Source organism: Roseateles sp. Mitsp63, from assembly GCF_059491535.1.
Genome location: NZ_CP168509.1, coordinates 637,880 through 654,663, shown reverse-complemented (window position 1 = coordinate 654,663; position 16,784 = coordinate 637,880). Strand labels below are relative to the sequence as shown.

The following is a 16,784-nucleotide window of genomic DNA, read 5'->3' as shown; positions in this document are numbered from 1 at the left end:
CCCGGCGCCGGCGCCCTCGGGATGAACCGCGGGGGTGAGCGGCGGTCCCGCCGATGTGCGGGACAATCGCGGGCTCCATGAGTTCGCCCAACCATCACCCCGTGCCGCTCGACATCCTGCAAGAGGTGTTCGGTTACAGCGCCTTTCGCGGCCAGCAGGCCGCGATCGTCGACCACGTGACCGCCGGCGGCGACGCGCTGGTCCTCATGCCCACCGGCGGCGGCAAGTCGCTCTGCTACCAGATCCCCGCCATCGCCCGCCAGCGCGCCGGCCATGGCGTCACCGTGGTCGTCAGTCCCCTCATCGCCCTGATGCACGACCAGGTCGGCGCGCTGGAGGAGGCCGGCGTCGAAGCCGCCTTCCTCAACTCCACGCAGACCCTGGAGGAAACCCAGCGCATCGAGCGCGAGATGCTCGCCGGCCGCCTGACGCTGCTCTACGCCGCGCCGGAGCGCGTCAACACCGCGCGCTTCATCGCGCAGATGCAGTCGCTGTACGAGCGCGGCCTGCTCGCGCTGTTCGCGATCGACGAGGCGCACTGCGTCAGCCAGTGGGGCCACGACTTCCGCAGCGAGTACCTGTCGCTGAGCCTGCTGCACGAGCGCTTCCCCGACATCCCGCGCATCGCGCTGACCGCCACCGCCGACGACATCACCCGCGCCGACATCATCGAGCGGCTGCAGCTCGGCTCGGCCGAGGTCTTCGTCGCCTCGTTCGACCGGCCCAACATCCGCTACCTGATCGTCGAGAAGGACAGCCCGCGCGAACAGCTGCTGCGCTTCATCCAGGACGAGCACGAGGACGAGGCCGGCGTCGTCTACTGCCAGAGCCGCAAGAAGGTCGACGAGACCGCCGACTGGCTGAAGTCCAAGGGCATCAACGCGCTGCCGTACCACGCCGGCATGGAGCAGGAGCAGCGCAGGCGCCATCAGGACCGCTTCCTGCGCGAGGACGGCATCGTGATGGTCGCGACCATCGCCTTCGGCATGGGCATCGACAAGCCCGACGTGCGCTTCGTCGCCCACCTGGACCTGCCCAAGAACATCGAGGGCTACTACCAGGAGACCGGCCGCGCCGGCCGCGACGGCGAGCCCGCGCAGGCCTGGATGGCCTACGGCCTGGCCGACGTCGTGCAGCAGCGCCGCATGATCGACGAGAGCCCGTCGACCGAGGAGTTCAAGCAGGTGCAGCGCGGCAAGCTCGATGCGCTGCTGGCGCTGGCCGAGGCCATCGACTGCCGGCGCGTGCGGCTGCTCGCCTACTTCGGCGAGCACAGCGAGCCTTGCGGCAACTGCGACAACTGCCTGCAGCCGCCCGCGACCTGGGATGCGACCGAGGCGGCGCGGATGGCGCTGTCGTGCATCTACCGCTTCCATCAGGCCGCCGGCTTCGGCTTCGGCTCGGGCCATCTGATCGACGTGCTGCGCGGCAAGGAGACCGACAAGGTCAACCAGTACCGCCATCAGTCGCTGAGCACCTGGGGCGTCGGCGCCGCGCTGAGCGAGCAGCAGTGGCGCGCGGTGATCCGCCAGCTGATCGCGCTCGGGTACGCGGTGACCGAGGGCGAGTACAACACGCTGTCGCTGGGCGCCGGCGCCAAGGCGGTGCTGCGCGGCGAGGTGCGGATGCTGCTGCGCCAGCCGGCGACGCCGGCCAGGCGCGGCAAGTCCAGCCGCGGCTCGGCCTCGGGATCGCGGCGCTCGGAGGCCGAGGCGGATCTGGACGCGGCGGCGCAGGCGCGCTTCGACGCGCTCAAGGCCTGGCGCGCGGACGTGGCGCGGGAGCACGGCCTGCCCGCCTATGTGATCTTCCAGAACGTCACGCTCGCGGAGCTGGCGCGCGCGCAGCCGCGCTCGCTCGACGAGATGTCCGGCATCAGCGGCATCGGCGCGAAGAAGCTCGAGGCCTACGGGGAAGCCCTGCTGCGCGTCCTGGGCGAGGACTGACCCCCGGCCTGTCCCCGAAGCAAGGGGTTCCTCGCCGGGGTGCGAGGAAGGTTGAGACGGCCAGGCGCCTCGCGTGCTAAGTTGAAGTTGTCGCGACTCACCTTCACAGGGAGCAGCCATGGCCTCGCGCATCTCCGCCCATTGCACCCAGGCACCTGGAGCCCGCCAGCAACTGCGCCGGCCGCCGTGGCACGCGGCATTCCGGCCCGCGGCGGCGATCCGCCCGATGGCCTGGGCGGCGGCCTCGCTCTGCGCCGGACTGACCTGCGCCGAGCCAACCGGCGGCATCGTGACATCCGGCGCCGGGCGTATCGTCCAGAACGGCGGCGCCACCACGATCACGCAGGGATCGAACCGGATGGCGATCGACTGGACCGCCTTCAGCGTCGGCGCCGGCGAGTCCGTCCGCTTCGTGCAACCCGGGTCCGGCGCCATCGCGCTGAACCGCGTCACCGGCCGTGAGTCCAGCGTCATCCTGGGCGAGCTGAGCGCCAATGGCAGCGTGTTCCTCCTCAATCCCAATGGCGTGCTGTTCGGGCGAGGCGCGCGGGTGGACGCGGGCAGCCTCGTCGCCAGCACCTTGAGCCTGGGCAACGCCGACTTCGCGGCAGGCCGCTTCGATCTCTCGGGGGACAGCGCCGCCCGCGTCGTCAATCAAGGGACGATCCAGACGGCGCCCGGCGGCAGGCTGGCGCTGATCGCCGCGGGCGTCGAGAACACCGGCACCCTGAGCGCGCCCGGCGGCAGCGTCCTGCTCGCGGGGGCCTCGAGCGTGTCGCTGACGATGGCGGACGGCAGTCCGCTGGGATACACGATCACCCGCGGGGCGGCGCAGGCGCTGGCCGGCAACGGTGGATTGATCGTGGCGGACGGCGGCCGCGTGACGCTGACGGCGCGCGGACGGGATCAACTGGCCGATGCGGTCGTCAATTCGTCCGGGGTCGTGCAGGCCCGGTCGGTCCGCAACGATCGCGGGACCATCGAACTGATCGGCGATCCGGCGGCCGGGGTCGTGCGGGTGGACGGCCGGCTCGATGCCAGCGCGCCGGAGGCGGGCGGCATCGGCGGCACCGTGCGGGTGCTGGGGGACAAGGTGGGGCTCTTCGACGGCGCGCGGGTCGACGCGAGCGGCACGGCGGGCGGCGGCCAGGTGCTCGTCGGCGGCAACTTCCAGGGCGCGGGCCCGGCGCCGAACGCCTCCGCGGCCTTCGTGGCGCCCACCGCGGCCGTGGACGCGAGCGCCACTGCCCGCGGTCCGGGTGGCGAGATCATCGTCTGGGGCACCGACGCGGCGAACGTGCACGGCCGCTTGAAGACGTCCGGCGGCCCCGCGGGCGGGGGCGGCGGCCGCATCGAGACCTCCGGCCATGCGCTGGACACGCGCGGCATCGACGTCGACGTCGCGGGCGGCGGCGGCCTGTGGCTGCTCGATCCGTACAACGTCACCATCTCCACGGGCTCGCAGACCGGCGGCGGTTTCTCGGGCGGCGTGTGGACGCCCACCGCGAGTGGGTCGCTGGTCAACATCAGCAACATCCAGGGCATCCTCAATGGCGGCGGCAACGTCACGATCCGCACCGTCGGCGCGGGCGCGCAGGAAGGCAATATCGCCATCAACGGCAGCATCTCGAAAACCGCGGGAGCGGCCGCCACGCTGAGCCTGGTCGCGGATGGCCGCATCACCACCAACGCGAGCGCCGGCGCGCACCGCACGATCTCCAGCAGCAGCGGCGCGCTCAACGTGTCGATGAGCGCGGCGGCGGCGACGTCCGCCTCGAACACCAGCGCCATCAGCCTGCGCTTCCTCGATATCAACGCGAACGGCGGCAGCATCACGGTCACGGCCAACGGCGCATCCTCGGCCACGCTGCCCGCGATCGACTTGAGCAACAGTGTCTGGACCACCACCGGCACGGGCGCCATCTCCCTCACGGGCACCACGCGCGCGAACGGGAACAGCCAGGGCGTCTGGCTGCGATCGAACACCTTGAGCACCGCGTCGGGATCGATCTCGGTGTCCGGCACGAGCGGCGGCATCGCGACGGTCACCGGCACGAATGCCAATGGCGCGCTGCTGTTCTCCACCAACAACATCGGTGTCTATCTCAACGGCGGCAACTCGCTGACGAGCTCGGCCGGCGGCGCCATCACGCTGACCGGGACGGCGACCGGGAACACGGCCACCTGGTCCGGGAGCGGCGTCACGCTCGGCGCGCTGGACACGCTGTCGACCACCGGCGCGGTGACGATCACGGGGACCGCGACCAATCCAGCGGCGAGCACCTATCGCAATCAGCAGTCGACCGTCGCGCTGATCGGCAGCAGCAGCAACGCGGTTGGCGTGACCGGCGGCTCGGTGACGATCAACGGGACGAACGGCACGGTCGGCGGCGCGAGCAGCACCAGCAACGGCAACGCGGCGGTGAAGCTCGACGGCAAGGTCAACCTGACGGCCACCAGCGGCGCGCTCGGCATCTCGGGGAGCAATGCCGGCGGCGACGGCGTGTGGGGCACCGGCAGTGCCGCCGTGCGCCTGAGCGCGCCGGCATCGACGACGATCGGCATCACCGCCAACGCGCTCGACGCGGTCAGCGGATACACCGGCTTCTATATCGGCGGCGGCGGCGCGACCCTCACGGTGACGACCCTGGCGCCGCTGCAGATCAATGCGGAGAGTCTCGCGGCCGGGCGGCGGTCGTTCTGGAACAAGGGCGGGCTGATCGTGCCCGCCGGTCTGAGCCTCGTGTCGGCGGCCGGCATGGTGGCGGACGACACGAGCTTCGGCGGCTATTTCCAGATTGGCGGGAGCACCTCCATCCAGGCCAGCGGCGCCGGCAACACGGTGAGTCTGACCAACGGCGGCAATGCGTTCTCGGGCCCGGTCTCCGTGACGGCCGCGAGCACCACGCTGTTCAACACGACGGCGCTGACGCTGGGATCATCGACGGTGGCGGGCACGCTGACCGTCACCGCGCCGGGGCTGGCGCAAAGCGGCGCGGTGACGGTTTCCGGAGCCTCGGTGTTCAACGCGGGCAGTTCGGCGATCACGCTGGCCAACGCCGGCAACAGCTTCGGCGGCGCGGTGAGTCTGACCGGCGGTTCGGCTTCGCTGGGGGCCGGGGCGGCGTTGACGCTGGGGGCGTCGACACTGACGGGCAGCCTGACGGCGAATGCGCCGGGTATCGCCCAGAGCGGTGCGCTCTCGATCGGGGGGGCGACGTCGCTCAACAGCGGGACATCCGCCGTCACGCTGGCCGACAGCGGCAACGCCTTCGGCGGCGCGGTCAGCGTCATCGGTGGCAACGCGACGATCAACGCCAGCGGCCCGCTGACCTTTGGCGCATCGACCCTGAGCGGCGCGTTGAGTGCCACGGCGGCTGGCATCGCGCAAAGCGGTGTCCTCTCCGTTGCTGGAACGACCATGCTGAACAGCGGATCGTCGGGCGTCACGCTGGCCAACAGTAGCGACGTCTTCGGCGGTGCCGTGAGCATCACGGGCAGCAACGCGACGATCAGCACTGGCGGCCCGCTGACCTTTGGCGCCTCGACACTGAGCGGCACGCTGAGCGCCACGGCGGCTGGCATTTCCCAAAGCGGTGCCCTTTCTGTCGCTGGCGCGACCACGCTCAACAGCGGAACCTCCGCGATCACGCTGGCCAACGGCAGCAACACCTTCGGCGGCGCCGTCGGTCTCACGAGCGGCAACGCGACGATCAACGCCAGCGGTCCGCTGACCTTTGGCGCATCGACCCTGAGCGGCGCGTTGAGCGCCACGGCGGCTGGCATCGCGCAAAGCGGTGTCCTCTCCGTTGCTGGAACGACCACGCTGAACAGCGGATCGTCGGCCGTCACGCTGGCCAACAGTAGCAACGTCTTCGGCGGTGCCGTGAGCATCACGGGCGGCAACGCGACGATCAGCGCTGGCGGCCCGCTGACCTTTGGCGCCTCGACCCTGAGCGGCGCGTTGAGCGCCACGGCGGCTGGCATCGCGCAAAGCGGTGTCCTCTCCGTTGCTGGAACGACCACGCTGAACAGCGGATCGTCGGCCGTCACGCTGGCCAACGGCAGCAACGCCTTCGGCGGCGCGGTGAGTCTCGTCAGCAGCGACGCAACGATCGGCACCAGCGGTCCACTGATCATTGGTCCGTCGACGCTGAGCGGCGCGTTGACCGCCACGGGGGCGGGCATTTCCCAGAGCGGCGCCCTCTCGGTTGCAGGCACGACCACGCTCAACAGCGGCTCGTCACCAGTCACGCTGACCAACAGCAGCAACGCCTTCGGCGGCGCAGTGAGCCTCACAAGCGGTGACGCGTCGATCGGCACCAGCGGTCCACTGATCATTGGTCCGTCGACGCTGAGCGGCGCGTTGACCGCCACGGGGGCGGGCATTTCCCAGAGCAGTGCGCTCTCGATCGCCGGGGCAACCGCGCTCAGCAGCGGCTCGTCGGCCATCACGCTGACCAATAGCGGCAATGCTTTCAGCGGCGCGGTCAGCTCGACCGGTCGCGACGCGACGATCGTCTCCGGCCAGCCCTTGGTCCTTGGCGCCTCCCTGCTCAGTGGCGATCTGACCGTCACGGCACCTGCGCTCACCCAGTCCGGTGTGATCTCCGTCGCGGGCACGGCCACGCTGGGCGGCGGGTCGATCCAGCTTCAGGATCCCCGGAATGCTTTCTCCACGCTGCGGATCGACGATGCCACCGGCGTGGCCCTGCTCAACGGCCAGGCCATGTCCATCACCCGCCTGTCCAGCGCGGGCCCCGCCTCCTTGACCACCACCTCCGGCGATCTGACCGCCAGCGGTGCGTGGCGCATCACGGGAGGAGACCTGACGCTGTCCGCCGGCGCGTCGCGCGCTCGCGGCGATGCCACCGGCGGCGACGTGATCAGCACCGCCGCCTTGTCGCTCGACCCAGGACGCCTGCTCACCGTCCATTCCGGCAGCATCGACGCAACCGTCCTGGGGGGCACCCTCACCGAGCGGGCCGCCGCCGGCAGCGGCAACTTCCGCTATGGCCGCCAGGCGGGAGACGCTCCAGACGCCGCTGGCGTCGGCGACGGCACGACCTATGTCCTCTACCGCGAGCGGCCGACGCTGACGGTCACGCCCACCGACGCCGCCAACACCAAGGTCTACGACGGCGGATTCACTCACCCCGGCATCGCCTGGACGGTCGCGGGCCAACGCAACGGCGACACCGCCGCGATGATCTTCACCGGCGCATTGACGCGCGCCGCCGGCGAGGACGCCGGCCGCCTCGCGATCCAGCCGGGCACGCTCGCCGACCGGCTCGGCTATGCGGTGACGCTCGCGCCGGGACACAGCTACACCATCACGCCGGCGCCCCTGCTCGTCACCGTGAGCGACGCGGCACGTCTGATCGGGCAGCTCAATCCCGCCTTCCAGGCGAGCTATTCGGGCTTCGCTCCCGGTCAATCGGCGACCTCGGGCAGCGACCTGCTGGGCACGCTGCGCTTCCTCACCGAGGCAACGGCCGCTTCCCCGCCCGGGCGCTATGACGTGCTCGCCACCGGCCTGAGCAGCCGCAACTACGCCATCCAATACGCGTCTGGCGTGCTGACGGTGCTCGGGGCCAGTCCGGGTGGACTCGCGACCGGCTCCGAGGAACTTGCCGTCAGATACCTGGCCTCGCTCGCCGCGGTCTTCCGCTCGGCGTCCTCCAATGACGCCCCGCTCAGCAGGACCGATACCCGCCGCTGGTGGACGGAAGCGGCGGCCTTCGGTTCCGCGGTCTGGACGGCCGACGAGGGACGCTAAAGTCCAGGGACCTCGCGATCACCCACCTCATGAATCGCTGCCCACGCGGAACCACGACTGCTCGTCGAACCGTCTGTCTGGCCGCCTGGCTCCTGGTGGCCGCTTCTGCGCTCCATGCGGAGAGCCGCCCCGATCCCGCCTCCTCTGCTTCCTCCGCTGTCACCCAGGACGGCACGCCGATCCCGGTGCGCCACCTTCGCGTCACCGGCGCGACGCTGTTCCCGTCCGCCGAGCTGGAGGCGCTGGTGGCCGATCTGGGCGACGGGACCCGCACGCTGTCCGAGCTCACGGATGGCGCCGCCCGCATCACGCGCTTCTATCGCGATCACGGCTGGCCATTGGCGCGCGCCGTGCTGCCGCCGCAGTCCATCCAGGATGGCGAGGTGGAGATCCATGTGATCGAAGGCCGGCTGGCCGAGGTGCAGATCCGGACGGAGCCCGGAAGCCGCCTTCTGCCCTCGGTCATCGAGTCCCGTCTCGCGGCGATTCCGCGCGGCGCCCCGCTGAACCAGGAACAGATCGACCGGGTCCTGCTGCTGCTGTCCGACCTGCCCGGCGCGCGTGCCACGGCGCGCCTGCAGGCGGGCGCGCAAACCGGCGACACGATCCTGTCGATCGACAACTCGACGGCCCCGCTGATCTCCGGCCGGCTGGACGCGGACAACCATGGATCGCGCTACACCGGCGAGCGCCGGCTTGGCGGATCCCTCGACCTCAACAGTCCCACCGGCCACGGTGAATCGATCGGCCTGCGGCTGATGGCGAGCGACCAGGACCTCTACTACGGCCGGCTCTCCGCGCAGATCCCCATCGGCTCGAGCGGACTCAGCACCGCGCTGAACCTCACGCACACGCAGTACGTGCTGGGCAGCGCCTTCGCCGACCTGGACGCGCACGGGCAGGCCAACGTGGCCGAATGGCTGCTCGCGTATCCCCTCGTCCGCGGTTCCCGCGCCAACATCGGCGCGCAGTTCGGCGTCGAGCGCCGCCGCCTGGCCGACGAGGTCGGCGTGACCGCGACCACGACCGGCAAACGGGCGACGCATTACTCGCTCCAGTTGACGTTCAACGGCCAGGACGACACCGGCGCGGGTGCCGACACGCGGATCGGCCTGCGGGTCGGATACGGCCGCCTGGATTTCACCTCGCCCTCGGCCGGCCTCATCGATCAGCTGAGCGCGCGGACCGCGGGCCATTACGGCACCTTGAACCTCGACCTGCAGCGCAACCAGCGGTTCGGTGGCGGCTGGGGCCTGCTGATGGCGCTGAGCGGTCAGCTCGCGTCGCGCAATCTGGACTCGTACCAGAAGTTCGCACTCGGCGGCGTCAACGGTGTGCGCGGCTATCCGGCCGGCGAGGCCGTTGGCGACGAGGGCTGGCTGGCCTCGGGCGAGCTGTACCACGCCGTGAATGCGGCGTTCATTCCCAGCCTCTTCTACAACGCGGGCGGCGTGCGCCTCAACGAGACGCCCTTCCTGACCGGGCGCAACGTCCGCACGCTGCGTGGCTACGGCGCCGCCGTGCGAGGCAGCTGGCGGGACCTGGACTGGTCGGTGTCGATCGCCGCGCGCGGCTCGGAGCGCGCGCAGTCAGAGCCGGACCGCGGCGTCCGCGTCTGGGCGCGGATGGGCTGGGCGTTCTGAACAGGCAGTCCACGCGGAAAAAGAAAAACGCCCGGCATTGCCGGGCGTTCTCATTGGCGGTCGCTGCGCGTGGATCCGCCGCGGCCGCCGCCTTGACAGCGCAACCGCGGAGCTCAGCAGAGCTGGGTCGTGCAACCGGCCAGCGCGTTCGAGGCCAGTTGCTGGCCGTCGGCGCGGGTGTCGCGGCGGCCGGTGATGTAGACGGTGGGCAGCTTCTCGCGTTTGGCGGTGATGACCACCGGATCCAGCGTGATGACCGAGGCGCGCAGTTCGCGCTGGGCCTGCGCGTGCAGCAGGCTCAAGGTGATGGCCAGCGTGGCGCCGATGCCGAAGGCCAGGGCCTTGAAGCTCGCGCCGCGGCTCATGCCGATGCGCGGGCCGCGGGTGGCGCGGGAAGTCTTGAAAGTGGTGGTGCTCATGTCGATCTCCTTGAAGGGGTTGCGTGTGTCAGTGAAGTCAGTGTCGTCGCCGCGGCCCTTCGCCGCGAGCCGCAAGCGACGAATGCGCACGGCGGCGGAGTGAACTGCGTGCCATCGCGACGAATGGATGCCGGAATCGGATGGATCGCCGGGATGCCCCATTCCATCGGGGTTCTGGGCGATCCGGCCGCGGTGTCCGCGGACACGGCCGGACATCGAGCGGACATCCCGCGGGCAGGAAAAAAGGAAGCCCGCTGGTCAGGCGGGCTTCGAAATGCCGGGGGGAAGCGTGGCGTCTATCGGAGCGCAGGCCGTGCGGTGGTCATCCGCGCGGCTTGCTGGCCTGGTCGGCCTGAGGTCCCGGCATGGTCTGCTCGGCCCAGTGCTGGGGCACCGTGGTCGCCGGACGCATCGCTTCGTTCACGTCCGCCAGCCACAAGGCGATGACGGCGGCGCTGGCCACGGCGGCCAGGGCGGTGAGGAAGGTCTTGGCGGCGTCGTTCATGGCGGTCCCCTGCGGTGGTGTGTCCAGTCCTGGCAATGCGTTGAGCCTGGACTGTGCGCCGCCGCCCGCGGCAAGGCCACGGCGGCGCGACGAATTGCCGCTATCGCGCGCCGAAATGCCGATCAGGGGGCTGAATGGAGGGAGGCGGCGGACGCGGGCCCGCGCTCAGCCGCGCGCCGCGAGCGGCGCCCCATCCTGGGGCGGCCAGGCCGCCAGCCGCGGCGCCAGCGCCTGCGCGGGCTGCGGGCGGCAATACAGATAGCCTTGCTGGCGCCAGCAGCCCAGCGCCAGCAGCGCGTCGCGCTGGGCCTGCGTTTCGACGCCCTCGGCCACCACCTCGATGCCCAGCGCCTCGGCCATGCCCATCATGGCCCGCACGAGCGCGCGGTCATCCGCGCTGCTGGGCAGGTCGCGGACGAACGCCCGGTCGATCTTCAGCCGCGCCGGTCGCAGCAGCTTCAGATAGGCCAGCGAGGAATACCCCGTCCCGAAGTCGTCCACCGACAGGCTCAGCCCGAGCTCCGTCAGTCGCGCCAGCGTCTGCAGCACGGTGTCGGTGTCGCTCAGCAGCGCGCTCTCGGTGAGCTCGATCGCCAGCTCGCCGGGCCCGACCGAGTGGCGCCGCATCGCCTCGGCGATCCGCGCGGCCAGGCCAGGTTCACGGAACTGCAAGGCCGACAGGTTGATCGAGATCGGCCCCGGATGCCGCCCTTCCGCCTTCCAGCGCGCCAGCTGCGCGCAGGCCTGCTCGATGGTGCTCCAGCCCAGCGCCAGGATCTGGCCGGTCTCCTCGGCCAGCTCGATGAACTGGCCCGGCATCACCAGCCCGCGCTGCGGATGCTGCCAGCGCATCAGCGCCTCCAGCCCCGACCACGCGCCGGAGCGGGCATCGACCACGGCCTGGTAGTGCAGCAGCAGCTCGTCCCGCTCCAGCGCCAGCGTGAGCTCGCGCTCGAGCTCCATCCGCTGCACCGCCGCCGCGTCCATGTCCTGCTGGAAGAAGCTGTAGCGCGACCGGCCCAGCTGCTTGGCGCGGTACATCGCCAGGTCGGCGTGCCGCACCAGCGTGTCGAAGTCATCGCCGTCGCGCGGGAACAGCGCGATGCCGATGCTCGCCGACACGCTCGCCACGCCGCCCTCGAGCTGCAGCGGCGCGTTCAGCGCCTCGATCAGGCGCTGCGCCGCGTAGGCGACCTGCTCGCTGGAATCGCGCATCAGCAGCAGGAACTCGTCGCCGCTGACCCGGCACGCGAGGTCGGACTCGCGCACCGCCTGGCGCAGCCGCTCGCTCGCCTGCAGCAGCATGCGGTCGCCCGCGGCATGGCCCAGCGAATCGTTGATCGCCTTGAAGCGGTCCAGGTCCACGAACAGCAGCGCCAGGTTGGTCTGCTCGCGCCGCGCCACCGCGGCCTCATGCAGGAAGACCTCGCGGAACAGCGTCCGGTTCGGCAGGCCGGTGAGGTGGTCGTACATCGCCAGCTGATGCAGCTGCGCGTTCTTGCTTTCCATGTCGGCCAGCAGGCCGGCGATCTGCTGGCCCATCTGGTCCAGGTGCGCGCCCAGCTGACCCAGCTCGTCCTTGCGGTTCCAGCGCAGCCGCGGCACCGGCTGGCGCTCGGCGATGGCGTTGGCCAGGCGCTTGAGGCGGTCGATCGGCCGCACCAGGCGCAGGTAGAACACCATCAGCACGATGACCACGCCCGCCGCGACCTGGAAGGCCACGATGATCGCCGTCTGCCGCCGCCCTTGCGCGAGCATGCGCGCCTGCGCCGCGTCGTCGAACTGCACCCGCAGGCTGCCCAGCACCTGGTTCTCGCGCCGGATGGACGCCGCCAGCGTCACCGTCGGCCAATCCTTGCTGCACTTGCCGCGCACGATGTCGGCGGTGTCGGCGCGTTCCTCGTTGAGCTCCACCGCGCAGACGCTGACGTCCGACAGCAGCTGATCGATCGCCCGTTGCACCGCCGGGGTGTCCACCGTCCACAGCGGCTCGGCCAGGCCGTTCGCCGCCAGCGTGATCACCGCCGCGCGCTGGCCTTCGAGCAGCGGCTCCAGGCTGCGGCGGATGAACGCGTCGCTGAAGGCCACCAGCGCCAGCGCCGGCGCCGCGATGCCGATCACCACCGCGAGCAGGATGACACTGCGTAGCGACAGCGACGGGGCTTTGAGCTTCATCTAGGCGGAGGGGTGGCGGGGGGATCCGGCGATTCTGCATCCCCCTCCCGGCGGACCACCCCCGCAAAGGCAGGGACGCCGAGAAGGATTTCGGCATTCCTCCCGCTGCCATGCGATGTCAGCAGGCATGGGCGCGGGAACGGGGCTGGCCCTATCATGGCGAGTTCGCCTTCCAGTGCCCCGGCCCCCTCATGTCCACGAAAGTCCCGCCCGCCGTTCCCGCCCCGTCCGAGCCCGCCGCCGCGCCGCAGCCGGGCCGGTACCTGGGCCAGGCGCTCGGCCGCGCGGGGGGCGAGACGCCGATGATCCGCGTGCGCGGCGCCCGCACCCACAACCTCAAGAACATCGACGTCGACCTGCCGCGCAACCAGCTGGTGGTCATCACCGGGCTGTCGGGCTCGGGCAAGTCCTCGCTGGCCTTCGACACGCTGTACGCCGAGGGCCAGCGCCGCTACGTGGAGAGCCTGTCGGCCTACGCGCGGCAGTTCCTGCAGCTGATGGACAAGCCCGAGGTCGACGTCATCGAGGGGCTGTCGCCGGCGATCTCGATCGAGCAGAAGGCCACCAGCCACAACCCGCGCTCGACGGTGGGCACCGTCACCGAGATCCACGACTACCTGCGCCTGCTCTACGCGCGCGCCGGCACGCCGTTCTGCCCCGACCACCATCTGCCGCTGGAGGCGTCCAGCGTCGGCCAGATGGTCGACGCGGTGCTGGCCATGCCGGACGAGTCGCGGCTGATGGTGCTCGCGCCGGTCGTGCGCGACCGCAAGGGCGAGTTCATCGAGCTGTTCCAGGACCTGCAGGCGCAGGGCTACGTGCGCTTCCGCGTCGACGGCCAGACCGTCGAGGCGCCCGACCTGCCGGCGCTGAAGAAGGCCGAGAAGCACGACATCGACGTCGTCGTCGACCGCGTCAAGCTGCGCCACGACGGCGCCGACCAGCTGCGCCAGCGCCTGGCCGAGAGCTTCGAAGCCGCGCTGCGCCTGGCCGACGGCCGCGCGCTGGTGCTGAACATGGACAGCGGCGCCGAGGCCATCTACTCGAGCAAGTTCGCGTGCCCGATCTGCAGCTACTCGCTGCCGGAGCTGGAGCCGCGGCTGTTCTCGTTCAACTCGCCGGTCGGCGCCTGCCCCGCGTGCGAGGGCCTGGGCCAGGTCACGGTGTTCGATCCGGAGCGCGTCGTCGCCTTCCCGACGCTGAGCATGGCCAGCGGCGCGGTCAAGGGCTGGGACCGCCGCAACGCCTACACCTTCTCGATGCTGGAGTCGGTGGCCAAGCATTACGGCTTCGACCTCGAGCTGCCCTTCGAGGAACTGCCCGAGCAGGCGCGCCACGTGTTGCTGCAGGGCTCCGGCGAGGACGAGATCAGCTTCACCTACCAGGCCGAAGGCGCGAACGGGCGCAAGCGCAGCGTCAGGCGCTCCCACCCGTTCGAGGGCATCCTGCCGAATCTGACGCGGCGCTTCCGCGAGACCGACTCCGCCGCGGTGCGCGAGGAACTCGCGCGCTACCAGAGCGCCAAGCCCTGCACGCAGTGCGAGGGCTCGCGCCTGCGCCGCGAGGCCCGCAACGTGCTGCTGCAGCCGGCCGATGCCGCCGAGGGCGAGCGCGGCAAGCCGATCTACGAGGTCGAGCACGCGACGCTGCGCGAGGCGCTGGCCTATTTCGAGACGCTCAGGCTCAAGGGCGCGAAGGCCGAGATCGCCGACAAGGTGATCCGCGAGATCGCGTCGCGGCTGCACTTCCTCAACGACGTCGGCCTGAACTACCTGAGCCTGGACCGCAGCGCCGACACGCTGTCGGGCGGCGAGGCGCAGCGCATCCGGCTGGCGTCGCAGATCGGCTCGGGCCTGACCGGTGTGATGTACGTGCTGGACGAGCCCAGCATCGGCCTGCACCAGCGCGACAACGACCGCCTGATCGCGACGCTGCGGCGCCTGCGCGACCTCGGCAACTCGGTGCTGGTGGTCGAGCACGACGAGGACGCGATCCGCGCCGCCGACCACGTGCTGGACCTCGGGCCGGGCGCGGGCGTGCACGGCGGCCGCATCATGGCGCAGGGCACGCCGGAGGAAGTGGCGGCCAACCTGGAGTCATCGACCGGCCGCTACCTGAGCGGCGTCGAGCGCATCGAGGTGCCCAGGCAGCGTCACGCGCTCAGCGACAGCGCGGATCCGCGCACGCTGAAGATCGTCAACGCGCGCGGCAACAACCTCAAGGGCGTGACGGTCGAGTTCCCGGTCGGGCTGCTGACCTGCGTGACGGGCGTGTCGGGCTCCGGCAAGAGCACGCTGGTCAACGACACGCTGTACGCCGCGGTCGCGCGCAAGCTCTACCAGAGCCACGCCGAACCGGCCGAGCACGACGAGATCGACGGCATGGACGCCTTTGACAAGGTCATCAACGTCGATCAGTCGCCGATCGGCCGCACGCCGCGCTCGAACCCGGCGACCTACACCGGCCTGTTCACGCCGATCCGCGAGCTGTTCGCCGAGATGCCGACCGCGCGCGAGCGCGGCTACGGCGCGGGCCGCTTCAGCTTCAACGTGGCCGGCGGCCGCTGCGAGTCCTGCCAGGGCGACGGGGTGCTGAAGGTGGAGATGCACTTCCTGCCCGACGTCTACGTGCCCTGCGACACCTGCGGCGGCAAGCGCTACAACCGCGAGACGCTGGAGGTGCTCTACAAGGGCCGCAACATCTCCGAAGTGCTGGGCATGACGGTGGAGGACGCGCTCGCGTTCTTCAATGCGGTGCCGACGCTGGCGCGCAAGCTGCAGACGCTGATGGACGTGGGACTGGGCTACGTGAAGCTCGGCCAGAGCGCGACGACGCTGTCGGGCGGCGAGGCGCAACGCGTGAAGCTGGCGCTGGAGCTCTCCAAGCGCGACACCGGGCGGACGCTGTACATCCTCGACGAGCCGACCACCGGCCTGCACTTCGCCGACATCGCGCTGCTGCTCAAGGTGGTGCACCAGTTGCGCGACGCGGGCAACACGATCGTGATCATCGAGCACAACCTCGACGTCATCAAAACCGCCGACTGGCTGATCGACATGGGGCCGGAAGGAGGCTCCGGAGGCGGACGGCTGCTTGTCGCGGGCACGCCCGAGGACGTCGCCGCCTGCGAGGCGAGCCACACCGGCCGCTATCTGAAGCCGCTGCTGGCGCGCGGCTGAACGCGCGCCTCAAGCGGCGTTCCAGGCCGCATTCCCGGGCCGCGTTCCCGGGCCACATTCCCGGGCGGCGTTTTCAGGCCGCCTGGCGGCGCTTCGCGGCGACGGCCAGCGCGCCCAGTCCCAGCGCGAACAGCAGCCAGGTCTGGGGCTCCGGCACGCCGGGGATCGGCGGCCGGCCGCCACCGCCGGTATTGCCCTGCGGCACCTGAGGCAGCGTGATGATGCCGGGACCACCCGGCGTCGAAATGCCGCCGCCGCCACCGCCCGCGCCACCACCGCTGTTGCCGGGCGTCGGCGCGACGAGGCTGGTGTTGGAGGTCGCCGTCGGCGGCACGCCCGCCGCGCGCGCGAAGCTGCCCGGGTCACCGCCGCCATCGCCGGATGCGCCGGCGGCCGGCGGCTCGAACATCAGCGGCTCGTCCTCGTTCTTCGCCGTCGGGCCGGCCGCCGCGGGCTTGAGCTTGCCGCGCGTGATGCGGCTGACGTTGCGGCACACCGTCGGCACCAGGATGCACTGGCCGTCCTCGCAGTACACGAGGCCGCGCTCCAGCGTCTGCTCGGTCCACTTGGCGCGCGTGACCGTCCGGCAGACCGAGCCCGCGCCGAAATGCATCTCGCGGATGGCGCTGTCGTAGTCGTAGCGGCCCACGATGCTGTCGCGATGGATGTCGACGATCTCGTCGTACTGGCGCGCCTGCATGCGCGCCTGGAGCTTGGCGCGTGTCGACGCCGGGATGTCCTTGTAGCGGTCCACGGCCGCGACGAGATCGCCCATGAATGGGTTCACGCCGGGCTTGTCCCAGGAACAGTTCGGCAGCGTCACCGTGGACGCGGCCATCGCGATTGCGGCCACCAACGACATGACTGATCTCTTGTTCCGCGGCGGCTGCCTCCGGGGAAACGCCCCCGGGGTCAGGCCTTGCCGCTTGTGCCATTCCCTGTATCCATCCGTGGCATCAATGACCAGATGTGACGGGAATGGCTGGCGAGTGTAGGGAGCGAAGCCGCGTGGCTCCTGGCCTGCCCCCTCAGCCGGGGGTGTCGTCCGGCGTGTTTTTTGTCACACGACCATCACAGTTCGCACAGATTGGTGAATCGCACACACCCACAGGCGATTGACGACGGCGGCATGGACAAC

Annotated in this window: 8 protein-coding genes; 4 read left to right on the top strand and 4 right to left on the bottom strand. The window is 70.7% G+C overall.

Translation table 11 applies throughout. The features are described 5' to 3' along the window. Positions 1 to 77 precede the first annotated feature (77 nt). The 3 genes from recQ (at position 78) to ACEN96_RS02795 (ending at position 9,368) form a co-directional block, all read left to right on the top strand. A complete protein-coding gene (gene recQ, locus ACEN96_RS02805) occupies positions 78 to 1,946 on the top strand; it encodes a DNA helicase RecQ (protein WP_495586532.1) in 1,869 nt (622 codons plus the stop codon). 118 nt (positions 1,947 to 2,064) lie between these two features. Then, positions 2,065 to 7,725, top strand: a complete 5,661-nt coding sequence (locus tag ACEN96_RS02800; RefSeq protein ID WP_495586531.1) for a two-partner secretion domain-containing protein — start codon at positions 2,065 to 2,067, stop codon at positions 7,723 to 7,725. 95 nt (positions 7,726 to 7,820) lie between these two features. After that, positions 7,821 to 9,368 (top strand): ShlB/FhaC/HecB family hemolysin secretion/activation protein, encoded by a 1,548-nt coding sequence (locus tag ACEN96_RS02795; RefSeq protein WP_495586530.1) that lies wholly within the window; start codon positions 7,821 to 7,823, stop codon positions 9,366 to 9,368. Positions 9,369 to 9,481: 113 nt separating this feature from the next. On the opposite strand, the gene ACEN96_RS02790 is transcribed toward ACEN96_RS02795, so the two are convergent. From ACEN96_RS02790 to ACEN96_RS02780, 3 genes are all read right to left on the bottom strand, one after another. Next, entirely contained in the window at positions 9,482 to 9,787 is a 306-nt protein-coding gene (locus ACEN96_RS02790; protein ID WP_495586529.1) for a hypothetical protein, read from the bottom strand. Between the two features lie 322 nt (positions 9,788 to 10,109). Next, complete coding sequence (locus ACEN96_RS02785; protein WP_495586528.1) at positions 10,110 to 10,292, bottom strand: hypothetical protein; 183 nt, start codon at positions 10,290 to 10,292, stop codon at positions 10,110 to 10,112. A gap of 165 nt (positions 10,293 to 10,457) precedes the next feature. After that, positions 10,458 to 12,467 (bottom strand): putative bifunctional diguanylate cyclase/phosphodiesterase, encoded by a 2,010-nt coding sequence (locus ACEN96_RS02780; protein WP_495586527.1) that lies wholly within the window; start codon positions 12,465 to 12,467, stop codon positions 10,458 to 10,460. 191 nt (positions 12,468 to 12,658) lie between these two features. On the opposite strand from ACEN96_RS02780, the gene uvrA reads away from it, so the two are divergent. Further along, positions 12,659 to 15,646, top strand: a complete 2,988-nt coding sequence (gene uvrA, locus ACEN96_RS02775; RefSeq protein WP_495586526.1) for an excinuclease ABC subunit UvrA — start codon at positions 12,659 to 12,661, stop codon at positions 15,644 to 15,646. Between the two features lie 73 nt (positions 15,647 to 15,719). Here uvrA and ACEN96_RS02770 read toward each other — a convergent pair whose 3' ends face one another. Continuing rightward, positions 15,720 to 16,508 carry an MHFG family PEP-CTERM protein gene (locus ACEN96_RS02770; RefSeq protein WP_495586525.1) on the bottom strand — a complete coding sequence of 263 codons (789 nt, stop codon included), beginning with the start codon at positions 16,506 to 16,508 and terminating at the stop codon, positions 15,720 to 15,722. Between the last annotated feature and the right edge of the window lie 276 nt (positions 16,509 to 16,784).